Here is an 18,500-nt window from a genome sequence, read left to right as displayed (position 1 = left end):
AACTTGTTATATATAATTTATATTGAGGTGTTATGAAATGAGCATTCACAAAAAAACGAAACCCCGTATTCATGTTAGTTCGTCAATCTCATTAATTGATTCTCCCATTCAAATTTATATAACTGGATTAGAACCTTTACAAGAAGTAACAATAAGAGCCTCCAGAATTGCCGAGGGAATAAATGGTATATATTTAGAATCAAATGCTACCTTTATTGCAACTAAAGATGGCAATGTAAACCTTACTGAACAAGCGCCCATTACTGGCTCTTATACAGGGATTGATGGAATGGGATTATTTTGGTCCTTAGACATTATTAAAATAGGCGAACGTTACGAGTCTACGCAAAATGATAAGAATCCACTGTCGCCTCAAAACTTAACTTTATCACTTGAAATTGATGGATCTATTATTGATGAAATAAACATATCAAGGTTATGGAAATCAAAACAAATCGTTCGGTATCCAATTAGAGAAAATGGATTGGTCGCTACTTTTTTCTACAACGAAAATAAGAAAGCGTATCCAGGAATTATTGTACTCGGCGGTTCAGAGGGTGGATTAAATGAATACCTTTCCGCTTTACTTGCATCACATAATTTTTCAGTACTCGCCCTCGCTTATTTCGGAATCGATAATCTACCAAAACAACTTGTAGAAATTCCCCTTGAATACATAAAAACAGCCATTGAGTGGATGAAACAACGAGAAGAAGTCACCGACAATTGGTTAGGTATACATGGGACCTCTCGAGGAAGTGAACTAGCCCTTTTATCAGCATGCCTTTTCCATGAACTAAAAGCTGTTACTTCTCTAAACGGTTCAGCTATTGCATTAAGTGGGATTGTACCGTGGTCTGATGTTACAACATTACCTCCTGCTTGGACCTTTAAAGGGAAAGCATTACCGTATGCGTCTCCTAAAAATCCCATTTCCATCGCACTCGAATGTCGTAAAATGTTTGAAGAACATAGGGGAATGCCATATAGAAAGTGGTATAACGCTTTAACTTCAAATTCTGAAGTTGTAGAAAATGCTACTATACCAGTTGAAAAAATTGATGGGGATGTATTGCTAATTGCTGGTGAAGAAGATGAAGCTGATATTGTAAGATTATCAAAAAAAGCGATTGATAGATTGGATACATTTCATTCTCCTCATTTTTATAAACAACTCGTATATAAAGGGGCTGGACATTCTATCGGCATCCCTTATTTAAGAATAAATTATAACCAGGGGAGCAAAAAAGATAACGCTTTTGCTAGTATTGATTCATGGAAGAAGACCATTCATTTTTTTCAAAAAAGCTCACAATCCCAATTATAAAGAGGTATGCATGTATGAAAATTCCATACATGCATACCTCTTATTTTTTCGGCACCAACAAAATCCCTAAACTAATAACAAAAAAGCTCATTATTTGCTGTGCTGATAAACCAAATAGAACCGAATTTTGTTCACTAACAAGCGACATAATGATATGAGCAAACCCCTCAACTATTAGAAAAGCACTTATATTCTTTCCATTTCCGAGTCTTTCATTTTTCATCCATAACAAGCCCAGTATACAAAGGCCAAGGATGATTTCATATACGAAAATGGGATGATATAAAAATTTAGATTCATATATTTTCACACCCCAAGGCAGTGTCGTTTGTACACCTATTTTGTGGTGGAATAGAAAATAAAAAATAATACTCATACATAGCCCAATAGGCAATGCATCAAGTAAAATACGAAGCGAAAATTGCTCCTTTTTACTTTTCCAAACAATATATGCACTCGCAATTACACAGCCTGCTATAATATGCTTCATACTTCCTATAGCTAATAATGCTTGCAATGGCGACCCAAAAGCCCACACTGGATTTATTATTGCCGGTGCAAATTTCCATACAAATACAATGATTAGAAAAGCATTTGTTACTGCATCCATCATTTTTTCATATGGTACACTTTCGTTCTTCATCTTTCGTTTCATCAACATAAATCCAAATAAACTTCCAATTATAAGAGATACAGGTTGTAACCTCATGATCCATTCCATCAATACAAAATCCCCTTAACTCTCAATTAATTTCTTAAATTTCTCTTCTAATTGATCTGGAGGTAATACACCTCGTACTTGCTCTACGATAATCCCATCTTTATTAACAAAAAATGTCGTTGGTAACGAAAATACTTTATAATCTAATCCAGCTACTCCGTCCATATCTAGTAAAACAGGAAACTTAAATCCGTGACGATCTGCAAATGCGCTCGCTTCTTGTACTGGATCTCCAATTGTCGCATTTACCGCAAAAATTTCAACATCCTTTTGATATTTATCATACAAATGAACTAAGTCAGGTGCCTCCATTTCACATGGGCCACACCATGATGCCCAAAAATTAATAAGATATGGTTTTCCTTTTGCATCATTTAATGAATGCAGCTTCCCGTCTAATCCTTTTAACGTTATGTTTGGTGCTTTAAATCCTACTTGTGGTAATACTTCTGTTTTTTGTAACTCAGCTTGTTTTGCTTTTCTTTCTTTTTCTTCTTTTTTTGTATTATAAAAGTTCACTCCGGCCCAAATTAATGCCCCGGCCAGTATAATCGCAATTAGTTTCTTCACTTTTCTTCCTCCTCATTTTTAAAAACCAGTAAATCCACCGAATAGGCGAATAAAGAATGCTGTAATTTTCGTCATTTGATTTGTATACAGTAAAATACCTGTTATAATCATCATTCCACCGCCAATTTTCATCATGACATTGGCATATGTAACAATCCATTTTACCTTCCCAATAAAGAATGCCATCACGAAAAACGGAACCGCAAACCCAAGAGTATACGCTGTAATATAAAGAAGTGCACCTTCAGGATTCGTCGCCCCAAGCATGAGTACAGCTGAAAATATCGGTCCAACACATGGCGTCCAACCGGCTGCATATGTCATACCGACTAAAATCGAGCGAATATATCCAGTCGATTTACTTCTATACTGTACCTTTTTCTCTGCCATAAGCCACTTAGGCTGAAACAAACCTGTCATAAACAGCCCCATCAAAACAATGAAAATCCCGCCAATTTGTTGAATCAATTTTTGATTAGATGAAAATGTTATTCCAATCCAACTTACCGATAAACCTAACGCATAAAATATAACCGAAAATCCGATCATAAAAAATACGGTATGCATAATCGCTGATTTTTGCATCATTCCACGATTATCTTTTAAATCTTGAATAGAGACACCTGTAATATATGATAAATAAGATGGATATAGCGGTAAAGAACACGGTGATATAAATGACAATACCCCTGCCCCAGCTACAAGCCAAATTGTTAAATCTGCTGCATTCATTTTATTCCCCCTAAATACACTACAATGAGTAGTGTTAATTCTTAAAAAAAGAGGCTATATGCACTCTCCGACAATAAGTACAACCGATATACAGAATAAAGCTAATGTTACATATACCGAATTCGTATGTAATGGAATATTGAGCTTAACAACTTTTTCATTTAACACTTGCTCGATTCGTAAATTTATTGCTGTTTTTGCAAATGAAGCTGTCACACATCGATTTTCGATTGTCTTTATTTTAATTATTTTTAATAATGCGCTACCTAACTCGAATTTAGATTTCATTTTTCGCATTGCATATTTATCTGCAGCTAACTCCTGATACACATGATAGCGTTGCAATAGCCCTTTTAATATCGGGATGTATATCATTCCTTCTGCTAATAACGTAAAACAAAATAATTTTAACGGATCTCGATTATTTTGATGATATTCTTCATGAAAAATAATTGCATCCATTTCTTCATCTGAGAATGTTTGAAGCATCCCTTCTGACATGACAACTTTCGGACGAAATAACCCAATTGTAAATGCCGCAACTTCCGAGGTCGGCAATATATATATTTGTTTTCCTTTTCGAATGAAAGGGATAAGTACTTTTTGTAATTTTTTACTATAGAAAAACTGTCGCCAAATTCTTTTGCATACTATGAGTACAGTAAGTAATAGTAATCCAGCAATTATAATACGAATGAGCGATAATTCCTTCATATGTTGTTCTAACTGAAACAAGCAAAACTTTGAAAGAAAGAACGCCTTATTTTGAAATAGAAATGGATATGTAACGTAATACACTAACAAACTGAAAAAGAGAGTACTAACAATTACTGCTAACAATATGATTTTACGCATTTGCCATTTCATTTCATTGATCCTCTTTTTTTAACTGATTCAATTTGTCTTCTAATTTTTTTATTAAAGTCGGATCAGCCTGCTCTAACTCATCAAGCATATGATTTACAACTAGATCTCCAAATTCCTCCATCAATTCCTGTGTCATTTTCTTCGTTTGATTGGATAAGAATTCTTCTTTTGTTTGCACAGCACGATATATACCACTTCTTTTCACAGTCTGTTTTTCTAAGTGGAATTTCTCTACTAACCTGTTCATAACTGTCATGACCGTATTAAAATTCACAGGTGATTCTTCACTTAATTTCTGCTGCACTTCTTTAATCGTAATTCCCTCGGTAGACCAGACAATCTCCATAATTTTCGCTTCAAGCGGTCCAAAGAAATGATTTAACCCTTGCTCATTTAACTTATAGTTTTGAGTAAACATAGTATGGCTCCTTTCACACTACGAATTGTAGTATAAATTAAATGAAAGGTCAAACATGAATGATATGCACTAAAATTCACTACCTATAAATCAGTACCCCGTTCTATTCATCGTAAACCTAATTTCTCTCCAAATGTATCAAAGAGATACTGCTCTAATATTTGCACACTAAACTTCTCATTACGTCCAAGTGCAAATAATTCCCGATCTTTCGCTACAATCGTATCTAACGGAATAACGACATTATCCACTATTTTTGTAATTTCAATGATGTTACTTTTTACATTTACCTCTGTTTTAAATTCAATGTTTTCTAATACGATATGCGAGCGTCTTCCTGATGCCAAAAAAGTAAAGTTAGGATTTTTATAAATGCCAATTTCACTCTCTAATGGGTATAAATACTGAAAAATGATATCTCTATGTCCATCTTTTATTATTTTTTCATCCTTCTCATCATCTAAGTATTCTTTCACCTTCGTTGTAAATTCAAATCGAAAATCCACTTTTTTCACGCTCCCTCTTTGTATTTTTATATTAAATAAATATATTGAAATAATTTTACCATATTGTAATACAAGTTCCTATTAAAAGTAAAAACTCATTTGTAAAATCTCTATTATTTCCGATTCTTTTTTAAAGTATAAGTACTAATTCAATATGAATTCATGCTTTGTTATATCTATTTAAACATATTGTTTCCATATTTTGAAACAATAGTATGAAGTATTATATATCGATAAAGTGAAACTTTTATCAACCGTCGCCACCTTTACTATTCCGATATACTGAAACTACATTTTCTACTTATTCATTACATAGAGAAGGAATGTAAGTCTCTTCTATCGAATTTTTATATAACGAAAATGATTAGGTGGTGCTTTACTATGAAATTAGCTGTCATTGGTGGCGGTGACTTACAAGATTCAAATCACTCGCCTATTAATGAACGACTTATAGCATTAACAAATAAACAGTATCCAAAAGTATTATTCATTCCTACAGCAAGTCATGATGATGAAAGCTATATAAAACTATTTTTAGATACGTTCGAAAAACAATTACACTGTGAAGTACAAATTTTACGTACTATAGCCGATACACCTTCTAAATATGAAATAGACGAAATGATTCAATCGGCTGATTTAATTTATCTCGGTGGCGGAAACTATATTCACATGCTTACACAATGGAAAGAACTTAAACTAGATGAAAAATTATTATTTGCTTTGCAACAAGGAACGCTCATTGCAGGGTGTAGCGCCGGTGCTATGTGTTGGTTCACATCTAGTATCCGATCTGATTATGAAAGTTCTGGTTATATTGAGAGCAACGGCTGGGGGATTGTGAACAAAAGATTTTGTCCACACTATAATCAATTAAATAGAATGAACGCCTTCCATTCCTTTTTACAAAATCATCAAGGTAATATAGAAGGAATTGCACTAGAGGATAATTGCGCTTTATATATTACAGAAGAGTCTTTTGAAATTATCGGCGAACCTGAAAAAGCGTGGGAGTTTTATATGAGTGATAACAAACTCATTAGACAACATTTTGATATCACTTTAAAAAGCTATTTATAAACCTACACTTACCAAAAATGTCCCTAAGTATAATAACTTAGGGACATTTGCATGATTTAGCTCACTAATCGTGTAATTCGTTTCTTCTGCCATGAAAGCTTATAATATGCATACTGTAAAATTAAGCTGACAATAAATGCTGCTGGGTACCCAATCCATATCCCTTCTATCCCGAGACTTGTATGGTAAGAAAGGTAATACGCTACGGGTACTTCAACAAGCCAAATTGATACAACGCCGATAACAGTTGGCCATAATACTGTACCACTTGCTCGCATTGTCGCACTAATAATTTGCGCATGACCAAAAATTAAATAGCTCCATAATGTGATCATAACTAGGCTGTGAGCAATATCAATTGTAGTTTGACTCGTTAAAAATAGTGATAGTATGTCTCTTGAGAACAAGTAAATAAGAGATATTAGCACACCACCGATGACATAGTTCATAATAATTCCGGCCTTCACAACTTTCTGCAATCGATCAAATTGATTTGCACCAATTGATTGTGCTGCAAAAATAGAAACTGTAATACCGAGGCTAACTGCTGGCATTTGTACATAACTTGCAACCTGATTCACAACGCCATATGCTGCTGTTGCATCCGAACCGTAACGATTTACAAACGCGATGACCGCAATTTCAGATAATGAAACTAATATCATATTAATACTCGCTGGAATACCAAGTCGTAGCAATAGCTTCAATAACTCCCCATCCATGCGAAGATATTTCCTTACCGTACTATCTAATTGTAGTGGGTGATTTTTCTTCTTTAAATACACCAACATGACAATAAACGTAATAACTGTAGATATAACAGAAGCATACGCTGCTCCATACACATCTAATTTTGGAGCTCCTAACCATCCAAAAATAAGAATTGGTAATAAAATCATATTTAGTGCTGTACTTACAATTAAAAAGTAAAATGGCGTTTTAGAATCTCCTGTACCTCTCATAAATGTTGTATATGCGAAATATAAAAATAATACTGGCATCGATATAAATAATATACGTGCATAATGTACACTTATTTCAATAATATTTTCTGGCGTTCCCATAAGGCGCATAATATCCATTGCAAAAATACTGCCTACTATCGCCAACACAACTCCAATAATAAATGTAAATGTCAGCGTCGTACCAACGATAGCTTTTAAACGATCTTCGTTTTTAGCGCCAAACGCCTGACCAATTAAAATAGAACTACCTGAACCAATACCAATTACAAATGAAACGAGTAAGAAAAATAGAGGGAAGAATGCTGATATGGCTGCTAAATCATTAACTCCAAGCCATCTTCCTACTACTACCATACCGAATAATTGTCCAATCGATTGTAATACATTACTTAATAGTAACGGTACTAAAAACATGGACATCGACTTCCAAATCGGTTTACTCTCACTTTCTAACTTATGTGACCCCGCACCTTCTTTATTGTTATCTATAGGTGGTTTCAAATTTCATTTCTCCTTTTATTAAAAATCTATTTTTCAACTTCTATCTCTTTGTATAGTTGTTATAACAATGTGCTTCTATTCATTTTCTTTTCCGTATGATTATAACTTCACCCAATATTGGCTTCCATCAGCTGTTCTATCTAAAAACCCATATTCGATTAAATATCTTCTTAACGTTACAAAATCCGGATATACACTTTCTATGACAGTATTTACTTCTTTCTCAGTGTACTTTTTATTACTATCAAACTTCGTCACTAAATGGCGTAATATAATTAATTTACGCTTTTGCTTTTTCGGAAATTTAGAAAGCGGTCCATCTAATCCTTCTGTAAAATGTGCTTTTAATACTTCATCATTTTCTTCTTCCGTAATATTGTAGCGATCATCTACCATCGTCGCTGTTCTATGAATAGGTACAAATTTCGTTTGTACTTTTGATTTTTCTTCTGACAGTTCCATTAAAGCTAAAAACACTTTCGCTTGCTTCATTTTCTCTCGAAGTGTAAATCGATGATTGCGAATGGTTGAAGTACTTCCGCCATCCATCTCTTTTACAATTTCTTTATCATTCAGCCCCATATGGAAAAACTGAACCATTTTCTTTTGCAAATCCGTTAAGCCCGTATACTTCTTATCAAGATTTAATAAATAATCGAACATAGACGTATGTTCATTTTGCACATGCACTTGTACAAACTTCTCAGCTTCATACAAAACTTGATTATCTTGATAAATAACTCCCTTAATAAATGCTTCTCCACAAGCTAAACAAATATATTCCTCTGCTTCCGCTTCAAATACATACCCTTTCTTCAATTCCTCAACCGAAGCATCCCAAAACTTCTCTGAAATATCACTCATACTAAACACTCCTTTAAAATGTTTATCTAAAAACAGACATTTTCCAATAACGTTTACTATTACTTCATCATCTTAACATAAAACAAACAAACACTTCAACGCTTCGTTTACCCATTTTATAAACTTTTATAAAAACATCTATTAAAAGGGTTTGGTACAACGAAAAGCGAATGTATTTATATAAATTCATTCAATAGGATGTGAAATAGAACATGACTATTCCTCAAGACCCTTGGTTTACTGTAATGCAGATTGCACAAAATACATATGCAATTAGTGAATATGGACATTGGGAGAAAGTACATTCCTTCTTACTTATAGGCGATACTGCTGCAATTCTTATCGATACAGGACTAGGTATCGATAATATGAAACGTATAACAGACCAACTAACAAACTTCCCCATTACAGTTGTCACAACACACGTCCATTGGGATCATATCGGTAGCCACGCACAATATGAAGAAATCTATGTACATGCTTTAGAAGAAGATTGGCTCATTAACGGCATAAAAGGACTCCCTATTACTCAAATTAGGCACGACATCGCTCGTGACATTACTTTACCTACACCTAAAACATTTCAACCTGAAACATTCGAGCCATTCCAAGGGACACCAACAAAATTACTACAAGATGGAGATATGATTGATATTGGAAATAGGAAAATTCAAATTATACATACCCCAGGTCACTCACCAGGACATATTTGCCTATACGATTATGAAACTGCGTTTTTATTCACAGGAGATTTGCTTTATGAAGGCACAATTTTTGCGTTTTATCCAACGACTAATCCTGTAGACTTCGTCCAGTCTCTACGCAAAATTACAAATTTCTCACCTATTAATCAAATTTACGGTTCACATCATACTCTTGGTCTCCTGCCTACTATACTGACAGAAGTAAAATGCGCTATTCAATATTTGAGTGACAACAACCTCATTCAACACGGCACTGGTACTCACTCATTCCAAAACTTCAGTATTCAATTTTAACTACAAAAAAGGTGTTTCCGTATACGAAAACACCTTTTATCCATTATATATTCTATTTGCAATCTCTAGTAAAACTTTACTTGCCTGTACAAATATATGCTTTAGGTTTCGATCTTCAACAAATTTATTAGCACAACTACCCAAAATCATCATACAACTAATTACAACTAACACTAACTTTCTATTCTTGTAAGTCACTTCATGTCACTCCACTATTAAAAAACTTCCCTTGAATTTATCCCATCAAGAAATTTTACATGAATAATAAAACGCGTGAATATGCAATTCTGCATATTCACGCGTTTTATTACGATGTTGTGATTTAATTTAATTAGAGTACACGTATACCGAGGTGACTAACTTGAAATTTAAAGCGAAAAAGAATCCATTTCACGTCATTTTTATTACATTATTTATCAGTATTTTTCTCGTTTCACTATTCTTCCAAAATGAAAATTCTATTTTTTTCACTCTCATGATGCTACTAAATGTCGTGAATCTTTCTTCATTCTATTTTTCTCACTACAATGTAACGGAAACATCCCTTGTTGTAAAACATGGTTTTGTATTTCATACTGAAATTCCATTTGAAGATATTCATCACGTTAAATTCTCCGGCAAAACACTTCGCTCTGAAAAGTGGACTAGGCAGCAATTAGAAATCCATTACAATTTATTTGATTCTGTGACAACTTTCGTACCCAAAGAAGAAGAAAAATTCATTGAACTCTTAAAAGAAAACTGTCCACAAATGAAAGTATTGAATAGTCCTGCTAACAAATAATATATTTTGGCAATTGCAGTAATACAAACAGAAGACATACAAATATATATCAAAAAAGCCAAGATTCTAAACAAAGAATCTTGGCTTTTTTATTACTCTTTCGGAGCAATCATTTTTTTCGGATCTACAATTTCATCAAATTGCTCTTCTGTTAGTAGTCCAGATTGCAATGCTGCCTCTTTTAACGTTAACCCCTCTTTATGAGCATGCTTCGCAATTTTCGCTGCATTTTCATATCCGATATGCGGGTTTAATGCTGTAACGAGCATTAATGAACGATTCACATTCTCTTTAATTACTTCTTCATCTGCTTCAATACCCACTGCACAATTATCATTAAATGAAACAATTGCATCCGCTAATAAGTGAGCAGATTGTAAGAAGTTATATGCAATAACAGGTTTAAATACGTTTAACTCAAAATTACCTTGGCTCGCAGCAAATCCGATTGTTGTATCATTTCCCATCACTTGCGCTACTACCATAGTTAACGCTTCACTTTGCGTTGGATTTACTTTCCCTGGCATAATAGAGCTTCCTGGCTCATTTGCCGGAATAATAATTTCGCCTAGACCACTACGTGGACCGCTTGCCAGCCAGCGTACATCGTTAGCAATCTTCATTAAATCAGCAGCTAATGCCTTTAATGCACCATGCGTATATACAACTTCATCATGGCTCGTTAATGCATGGAATTTATTTGGTGCAGAAATAAATTGCTTACCTGTAAATTGGCTAATTTCCTCTGACACCATCTCACCAAATTTAGGATGAGCATTAATACCTGTTCCAACTGCAGTACCACCAATTGCAAGCTCTTTCATATATGTATTGCTCTCTGCAATCATACGCTCTGTTTTTTCAAGCATACGATGCCATCCGCTAATTTCTTGTCCTAATGTTAAAGGCGTTGCATCTTGTAAGTGTGTACGACCAATTTTTATAATATGTTCAAATGCAGTTACTTTTTCTGCTAACGTTTCTTTTAATTTCGTAATTGCTGGCAATACGTGATTTTCTACTGCAATTACACATGCTACATGAAGCGCTGTCGGAAATGTGTCATTTGAACTTTGAGACATGTTCACATCATCATTTGGATGAATATGTACATCAGATCCGATACGATAAACTTAACTAAATCTATACAATTCAATCAAATTTACACAAGTTAGTGCTTCATCGTGTTCTCGCAACCCCGAAGGGACGAGGGGTATAACACTCCACACGAGGCAGTATCGTTACCTCCTATTATCAAGCATTTATTTTACCCATCTTGATAAATTTATCGACGCATTTACATCCCTATCGTGATGGCTATTGCATGAAGCACAACACCACTCACGTATTTTTAAACTCGACTGTCCTTCTGGTTGAACTGAATGGTCGTATTTTACTCCGCAACATGAGCAAATCTTGCTTGAGGCGAACCATTTATCAGCTTTTACATACGCAATGCCGTACTTTTCGCACTTGTATGACAAACATTGAAAGAAGAAGTCTAATTTTTGAAATGAAAATGCTTTCGATAGTTTTTTGTTTTTTAACAGGTTTGAGATGGATAAGTCTTCCACAACAATCCTCATTGGTTTGGTTTTCACCAATTTAGCTGTCGCTTGATGGATATGGTTATTTCGGATATTCGTAATTTTCCTAGATAACCGCAGGTGCTCAGTTTTAGCTTTTTCATATCCGGCAGATTGAATTTTTACACCTTTTTTAAATCTCCTAGACATATCTCTTTGTGCTGACTTTTTCCTTTTCAAAAGTTTTTTAACCTTGGCATCTTTGTTTATATTTCGTTCTTTCATACCATTAGAAGCTCTTTTAAACCAACATCCACACCAATCGACTTATCGGTTAGTTCTTGTAATTCAAAGTCTTCTTGAAATCCTATACTAATCCACCAGTGACGACCGTCAAATGTAACTCTTGGATTGGATGTTTTTTTGTTTCTTGGTAGTTGTTGGCTTGTTTTCACTTCTCCAATAGACTGAATATGAACTACTTTCTTTCCTATAATCAGTCTTTCATAATTGGCATAAAATCCTTGGATTAAATCTTTTTTGGATTTATAAGAAGTGTGATAACCATTTTTGTACTTTTTGAACGAATGTTTCCTCGCCGTATCAAAATCTTTTGAAGCCTGTTTAGGAACTTGTGCATTGATGTCTTTTAACCACTCATATTTCTTTCGCTTCTTGATCTTTGTAAATCGTTTCTGTAAAGCTAACTGTGAAACAGATTTTCCAAATAGCTTATAGTATCTATCACTCATTCTTTTACAATAGTTATAAGCAAATCTTGCAGCACCAGCATGGTTTCTAAGCACTTTTTCTTGTTCAGGCGTTGGAATCAGTCTGACTTTCTTCGCCAATATCATCAGAATGTAACTCCTTTAATGAAAGATTTGTTCTTCTGAATCGTAGCGTGTTCCACCAGCATTCTCCTAAGACTACCAGGATACAAACCTGTTAATTCCGATACTTGACTAACTCGTGAAAATTTCATTATTATTCTCACCTCATTGAACCAAACATAGCACGTACGTTCGATAAATTCAATGAAGTTTGATAGATTCAATAAAATTTATCTTGTTCAACTAAGGGCGCAATTCCTTAGCCAGTTCTCTTATGAACTTCTCATGTTTTCACATGAGCGCAGACTATATGTTTATCTACTTAGAGATAGAGGATTTTTCCACCACCATAGGCTTGTGATGTACTCTCGTCAGTTATACGAGATAGTCGTTGAACGTTCATCTTATCCATTTTGACTTAGATGATTCGAGGCGGAAGACCCATTGTTCTAGTGTTTAGGATTTAACCTTGCACCATCTGATTGATTTTTTCTGCTTTCGCGACATTCACGCTCGCTATTTCTAGCCACGTTGTAGTTCAATCAGCTTTAGGGATTGCCCGCAGTTAACCCTCACTACTAGCCAATCACTTGACTAGCAGGGCTTACTGATATATTTAATTAACTTTCATTATAATTGGTTAAATAAATCGTAACAGTTAGTTACCCTTCTCTTTCAAAATTTGATTCCCTCGATTTGCAATTACTTCATTCACATTCATGTTTGACTGTGTACCACTACCCGTTTGCCATACGACAAGTGGAAAATGTTCATTCCATTTCCCTGCAATCACTTCGTCAGCTGCTGCCACAATTGCTTTTGCTTTTTCTTCTGATAGCTTTCCTAATTTTTGATTGCTAAGTGCTGCACTCTTTTTTAAAATCGCAAACGCTTTTACAATTTCAAGCGGCATTTGCTCTGTTCCAATCGGGAAGTTTTCTTTACTACGTTGCGTTTGTGCTGCCCATAATTTATCAGCTGGAACTTTTATTTCTCCTATTGTATCTCTTTCAATTCTGTACTCCATTTTTTCATCCCCTTGAAAATAAAATACCTACATTTCTTATATTAACAGACTTTCACCCAGATGATAAGAATTCTCACTTATATATATAAAAAAATACCTCCTGCCATCGCAGAAGGTATTTTTTATGATACTTGCTTTCCTTTTTCAACGTCATCTACATACCAGATGAATTTGCCTGTATATCCGTAAATAACTGCTAAAATTAACGATACAAAGCTTAACCACATAAACGGAACGTATGAGAACGTTGCTACACCTAAAATACCAGCCATAAAAATACCATTATCCGACCACGGAACCATACCAGAAGTTAACGTTCCACCTACTTCCGAGTTACGTGCTAATACACGTCGGTCTATTTTTAATTTATCATAGCTATCTTCCATAATTTTCGGTGTTAAAATTAGTGATACGTACATCGCACAACCAAATATATTCGCTAAGAATGCCACGATTAATGTAGACAATGTTACATTACCTGCAGAATTTAATTTCTTCTCAAATTTTGATACGATTACTTTTAAAACACCTAGTTTTTCAAGTAATCCACCAAATCCTAAACCGAAAATAATAACGGCTACTGATCCAAGCATACCGTTAATTCCACCACGGTTTAATAACTTGTCAACAAACTCAACACCAGATTGAATTGAGAATCCGTTATACGCTGTTCCAATCGCCTCTCCAAAGTTCATTCCTTGGAAAAGAGTTGCCCAAATTGCACCAATTAAAGCTCCCATTGCAATTGTTGGCATAGATGGTTTCTTCATCGCTAATAGTGCGATAACAATGACCGCCGGAACAAGCATCCATATTTTAATATCAAATTCCTTTAATAAAGCTTCTTTTAAAAACTCTACTCGATTCAAATCTACATTATCGCCGCCATACATCCAACCAGCAACTGTAAACATAATGCTAGTAATAATATAAGCCGGAACATCTAATACGAGCATAGCTCGAACGTGAGCAATAACATCTACTTTTGCCATAGACGCTGCAAGAACTGTACTATCAGAAAGTGGTGATAATTTATCGCCGAAATAAGCTCCCGAAAGAACTGCACCAGCAACAAGCGGAAGTGGTAATCCAAGTCCCTCACCAATTGCCATCATAGCAATACCTGCTGTTCCTACTGTTCCCCATGATGTTCCTGTCGCGATAGAAGTTATCGAACAAATAATTAATGTTGCCAGTAAGAATATGCTAGGGTGAATAAACTCTAATCCATAATAGATTAATGTTGGGACAACGCCACCAGCAATCCATGTTCCAATTAAAGCACCTACTGCAACTAAAATCAGTATTGCTTCTAATCCGTTAGAAATCCCTTTCGTAATTGCATCTTGCAATTCTTGATAACGAAATCCTAATCTTAATCCAAGCGCAATTACTAAAAACCATGAAATAAATAGCGCTAATTGAATTGGGAGATCAAAAATCGTTTGGAAGGAAAAGACAACAGCAAGAAATAGTAATAAAAGAACTATGATTTCTAGCATCGATGGTAATCTTACACTTTTCATTTTTTTCTCTCCTTACAAGTCGATAACATGACGTATGTCGTCTTACATGTATGTAATATACAATTAGCGAAGACAAAACAAAATTTTCATATTATTTCGATTTATTTTTCCAGTATAATATATTGGACACCTTTTCTATTGTAAAAGTAGATGTTACTTTTCGCAATGGAAAATATAAAAAATGTTACATTTTTTATATAGAACAACCCAAAAATAACCTTTTTAATATTTGCCACAACAAACCTTTTTACTATTCCCCATCTTTTAAGGACTACCATTTTTCCCCACGCAAAAAAGCACACATCATTAAAATGATGCATGCTCCACTTTTATTTATACATATTTTGTATTTCTTCTTTATTTTTTAGTATTTCCACAAACTTATCGCTACAACCTTTCGGAAACAACACTCCGAGTCCGTATGAATGCTCAAACTGAAAATGAGGGTACTTCGCTTTGACCTCATCCCAAAATTTATACACGCCGAAGTCTCGACCTTTCACCTCAATATCATGAAATAAAACAATACCGTTATTCGCAAGTTTCGGTAACCATGTTTTATAATCATGAGAAACTGCTTCATACGTATGATAACCATCAATATGCAACAAATTTATCGTTCCATCTTGAAACTGATCCACCGCCTCGTCAAAGGTAGATCGAATTAAATTCCCTATTTGAGGATAACTCATGTCCGTATATTTACTCACTATTTGAAAAACACCTTCTCCATATGGACCTGTATGCTCATCCCCTTCCCAAGTATCTACAGCAAAGCATTTTGTAGATAATCCTCCATCTTTTACCCCTTGGCAAAAACTGAAAAAAGAAGCTCCTAAATGTGTACCTAACTCAACTAATATTTCTGGCTTTTCAAATCGTACTAAATCATAAGCAAAGTTTAAGTGTCCCACCCACGCCGAATTCATTCGAATATATGGACTATATTGATCAAATTCAAATATTGGTTTATGAGTAACCCAGCTCATCACATTTCTCCTTCTACACATATTTTTAACAAACCAAATTACTCTTATCTTTATTTTTTTATCTTCTTGATTATGATTTAATTTTATAATTTCGCCTCGTTTTATTTAACCTAATCACTTATATCGTAAAGATAACTGGAACTACTAAAATCCCCATATCACAAAACAGAAATTTCAGTTTATTTTTTATGCATTTCGTGATATATTGCATATTGTATTCAAAACTTATTTTTAGAGAAAGGAAATAAAACTATATGGATCCAAATCGTTTAAAAGGAATCATTATGGTTGTAATTGGTGCTTGTTTATGGGGATTATCCGGGACAGCTGCACAACAACTTTTCCAATATGAACACGTTTCTACTGAATGGTTAGTTACAATTCGATTGCTTATATCCGGCGTTATCTTGCTCATTATTTCGTCATTCGGAACGAGAAAAAAAGAAATATTCGGCATATGGAAACAAAAATCGGATGCTATTAAAATGATTTTGTTTGGCCTATTCGGTATGCTTGCTGTACAGTACACGTATTTTGCTTCTATTAAAGAAGGGAATGCTGCCGTCGCAACATTATTGCAATATTTAGCTCCTATATTTATCACTGTATACTTACTTTTCAAATGGAACGTTCGTCCATCAAAAATTGATTTTATTTCAATTGCCCTTTCATTAGTAGGAACTTTTCTTTTACTAACAAACGGATCTGTTCATAACTTGGCCGTTTCTACACCAGCTATTATTTGGGGTATTTTATCTGGATTATCTCTTGCTTTTTATAGTTTATATTCAAAGGGATTACTAGAAAGATGGTCTTCCTCTGTTATCGTTGGATGGGGCATGATTATTGGGGGAATTGGAGTAACGATTCTACACTTTATTTCTACAAAAGAATTCATTTTATTATCAACTATGAAATATGTAAAACTAACTACCCTACCGCTTATCACATTTGTCGTCATTTTCGGGACACTTATTGCATTTTATTTATACTTAGACAGCATACGATACTTGACTCCGAAAGAAACGACATTATTCGGTTGTACAGAGCCACTCGCAGCTATTATTTCTTCTGTACTTATATTACACGTACCGTTTCAATCTTTTCAGTTATTAGGGGCTCTTTGTGTAATTGTAATGGTGCTTATCTTAAGCCAAAAGCCAGATGAAGGCAAACCCGAATTAAAGCTTGTTCATGAGAAAAAGGAAAATATACAATGAAAGGATTGAATTCACTATGCCTATCCCTCAAAATTATAAAAAACAAGGAAGAGTTTCGGCAAAATCACTCGTTTTAAATCAACTACAAGATTGGATTATTGAAGGTGTACTGCAGCCTGATGAAAGAATTAATGATGGGGAATTGGCTGAAGCACTAGGAGTAAGCAGAACACCTGTAAGAGAAGCACTTCAAATATTAGAACTTTCTGGATTAGTGGAAATGGTACCTGGGCAAAAAACAAAAATTGCTCCTATTAAGTTAGACGACATACCTATCATTTATGAAACGATGGCTGGTCTTCACTCTATTATAGGAAAGCAAGCACTTCAAAACATTACAGACGTTGATTTGAAACTACTTTCTGAAATAAATGATGACTTTCAGCGCTCTATAGAGAACAAAAATGCAAAACAAGCTTTACAACTAGATATACAATTTCACAATACAATTTCTTCTATTGCTAAAAACCAATATATTGAACCATTTCTGGAAAATATGCAACTTCACGTTTTACGACTTGAATATTTATTTTTCCAAAACTTCGTTCCAGCAGGTCAATCTATTGAAGAACATCATTCTATCATTCAAGCACTGCAGAAGCAGGACGAAAAACAAATGGAACAAATGATGTCTCAAAACTGGCTCCGTCCAATGAAAGAAATACAAAAAATAATTTCTACGAAATAATAATAGAGCTGGTTACACAAAATCGTAACCAGCTCTATTATTAATCTATATAGTTATGCCTGAATATCTGCATAATCTTCCATATCTTCGTACTCTTTTTCCAATTCCTCTAAAGACAGCTCGTATAATTGTCGGTCGCGAATTTTAAACACACCTGCTCCAATTAACTCATCGATTAAATGCCTCTTACGATTTTCAACAGCAAAACGGAGTTGACTACTCATCTTTTAAAAAACTCCTTTCTACGATCATTGAAAATGATAATCTTTATCAATTACCACTTTTGATTATAAAAGATGACTCTTTATAAGTAAAGTAATTTCATGAAATATTTACCTTACAAAGTATTTGTGGCCAC

The 18,500-nt window shown here is 34.4% G+C and carries 17 protein-coding genes and 3 pseudogenes; 6 read left to right on the top strand and 14 right to left on the bottom strand.

Annotated elements, in window-relative coordinates; all coding sequences use genetic code 11:
* The first annotated feature begins 37 nt into the window (after positions 1 to 37).
* Complete coding sequence (locus tag MHB74_RS08925) at positions 38 to 1,327, top strand: acyl-CoA thioesterase/bile acid-CoA:amino acid N-acyltransferase family protein (RefSeq protein ID WP_061676595.1); 1,290 nt, start codon at positions 38 to 40, stop codon at positions 1,325 to 1,327.
* Between the two features lie 40 nt (positions 1,328 to 1,367).
* Here the strand turns inward: MHB74_RS08925 and MHB74_RS08920 are convergent, their stop codons facing one another.
* The 6 genes from MHB74_RS08920 to MHB74_RS08895 all read right to left on the bottom strand — a co-directional run bounded on the left by MHB74_RS08920 (position 1,368) and on the right by MHB74_RS08895 (position 5,141).
* On the bottom strand, positions 1,368 to 2,048 hold the full coding sequence (locus MHB74_RS08920) for a prolipoprotein diacylglyceryl transferase family protein (protein WP_061676594.1): 681 nt from the start codon (positions 2,046 to 2,048) through the stop codon (positions 1,368 to 1,370).
* 15 nt (positions 2,049 to 2,063) lie between these two features.
* A complete protein-coding gene (locus tag MHB74_RS08915; RefSeq protein WP_061676593.1) occupies positions 2,064 to 2,618 on the bottom strand; it encodes a TlpA family protein disulfide reductase in 555 nt (184 codons plus the stop codon).
* 18 nt (positions 2,619 to 2,636) lie between these two features.
* Complete coding sequence (gene ccdA / locus MHB74_RS08910) at positions 2,637 to 3,350, bottom strand: cytochrome c-type biogenesis protein CcdA (RefSeq protein WP_061676592.1); 714 nt, start codon at positions 3,348 to 3,350, stop codon at positions 2,637 to 2,639.
* A 54-nt stretch (positions 3,351 to 3,404) separates the two neighbouring features.
* The gene (locus tag MHB74_RS08905) at positions 3,405 to 4,217 is read right to left on the bottom strand and encodes a M56 family metallopeptidase (protein ID WP_061676591.1); all 813 of its coding nucleotides are present in this window, start codon (positions 4,215 to 4,217) and stop codon (positions 3,405 to 3,407) included.
* A 1-nt stretch (position 4,218) separates the two neighbouring features.
* A complete protein-coding gene (locus MHB74_RS08900; protein ID WP_061676590.1) occupies positions 4,219 to 4,635 on the bottom strand; it encodes a BlaI/MecI/CopY family transcriptional regulator in 417 nt (138 codons plus the stop codon).
* Positions 4,636 to 4,742: 107 nt separating this feature from the next.
* Positions 4,743 to 5,141, bottom strand: a complete 399-nt coding sequence (locus tag MHB74_RS08895) for a DUF3942 family protein (RefSeq protein WP_048561514.1) — start codon at positions 5,139 to 5,141, stop codon at positions 4,743 to 4,745.
* Positions 5,142 to 5,522: 381 nt separating this feature from the next.
* On the opposite strand from MHB74_RS08895, the gene MHB74_RS08890 reads away from it, so the two are divergent.
* A complete protein-coding gene (locus MHB74_RS08890; RefSeq protein WP_061676589.1) occupies positions 5,523 to 6,221 on the top strand; it encodes a peptidase E in 699 nt (232 codons plus the stop codon).
* Between the two features lie 56 nt (positions 6,222 to 6,277).
* Here the strand turns inward: MHB74_RS08890 and MHB74_RS08885 are convergent, their stop codons facing one another.
* Positions 6,278 to 7,687, bottom strand: coding sequence for an MATE family efflux transporter (locus tag MHB74_RS08885; RefSeq protein WP_061676588.1), 1,410 nt, complete (start codon positions 7,685 to 7,687; stop codon positions 6,278 to 6,280).
* Between the two features lie 99 nt (positions 7,688 to 7,786).
* Complete coding sequence (locus MHB74_RS08880; RefSeq protein ID WP_061676587.1) at positions 7,787 to 8,551, bottom strand: DUF2087 domain-containing protein; 765 nt, start codon at positions 8,549 to 8,551, stop codon at positions 7,787 to 7,789.
* Positions 8,552 to 8,763: 212 nt separating this feature from the next.
* Between MHB74_RS08880 and MHB74_RS08875 the strand changes: the two genes are divergently transcribed.
* Together MHB74_RS08875 and MHB74_RS08870 are read left to right on the top strand one after the other, a co-directional pair.
* Positions 8,764 to 9,549, top strand: coding sequence for an MBL fold metallo-hydrolase (locus tag MHB74_RS08875; protein ID WP_061676586.1), 786 nt, complete (start codon positions 8,764 to 8,766; stop codon positions 9,547 to 9,549).
* A gap of 361 nt (positions 9,550 to 9,910) precedes the next feature.
* Positions 9,911 to 10,333 (top strand): PH domain-containing protein, encoded by a 423-nt coding sequence (locus tag MHB74_RS08870; RefSeq protein ID WP_061676585.1) that lies wholly within the window; start codon positions 9,911 to 9,913, stop codon positions 10,331 to 10,333.
* Positions 10,334 to 10,425: 92 nt separating this feature from the next.
* On the opposite strand, the pseudogene MHB74_RS08865 reads toward MHB74_RS08870, so the two are convergent.
* The 5 genes and pseudogenes from MHB74_RS08865 to MHB74_RS08845 all read right to left on the bottom strand — a co-directional run.
* Positions 10,426 to 11,451, bottom strand: a pseudogene (locus MHB74_RS08865) (class II fumarate hydratase); the annotation flags it as partial.
* 144 nt (positions 11,452 to 11,595) lie between these two features.
* Positions 11,596 to 12,716: pseudogene (locus MHB74_RS08860) on the bottom strand (RNA-guided endonuclease InsQ/TnpB family protein).
* Positions 12,717 to 13,356: 640 nt separating this feature from the next.
* Positions 13,357 to 13,719 (bottom strand): annotated as a pseudogene (locus MHB74_RS08855) (lyase family protein); the annotation flags it as partial.
* Between the two features lie 122 nt (positions 13,720 to 13,841).
* Entirely contained in the window at positions 13,842 to 15,245 is a 1,404-nt protein-coding gene (nhaC, locus tag MHB74_RS08850) for a Na+/H+ antiporter NhaC (RefSeq protein ID WP_061680595.1), read from the bottom strand.
* Positions 15,246 to 15,574: 329 nt separating this feature from the next.
* Entirely contained in the window at positions 15,575 to 16,234 is a 660-nt protein-coding gene (locus MHB74_RS08845) for a class I SAM-dependent methyltransferase (protein ID WP_061680593.1), read from the bottom strand.
* A gap of 254 nt (positions 16,235 to 16,488) precedes the next feature.
* On the opposite strand from MHB74_RS08845, the gene MHB74_RS08840 reads away from it, so the two are divergent.
* The gene (locus tag MHB74_RS08840; protein ID WP_061680592.1) at positions 16,489 to 17,454 is read left to right on the top strand and encodes a DMT family transporter; all 966 of its coding nucleotides are present in this window, start codon (positions 16,489 to 16,491) and stop codon (positions 17,452 to 17,454) included.
* Positions 17,455 to 17,470: 16 nt separating this feature from the next.
* A complete protein-coding gene (locus MHB74_RS08835) occupies positions 17,471 to 18,142 on the top strand; it encodes a GntR family transcriptional regulator (protein ID WP_061680591.1) in 672 nt (223 codons plus the stop codon).
* A gap of 53 nt (positions 18,143 to 18,195) precedes the next feature.
* Here MHB74_RS08835 and fbpA read toward each other — a convergent pair whose 3' ends face one another.
* Entirely contained in the window at positions 18,196 to 18,366 is a 171-nt protein-coding gene (gene fbpA, locus MHB74_RS08830) for a Fur-regulated basic protein FbpA (RefSeq protein ID WP_000098301.1), read from the bottom strand.
* Positions 18,367 to 18,500: the final 134 nt, after the last annotated feature.

The organism is Bacillus sp. FSL K6-0069 (assembly GCF_038007785.1).
Classification (GTDB): Bacteria; Bacillota; Bacilli; order Bacillales; family Bacillaceae_G; genus Bacillus_A; species Bacillus_A mobilis.
Note: the sequence above shows the minus strand (reverse complement) of the source record. Positions and strands in the feature narration are given on the sequence as shown.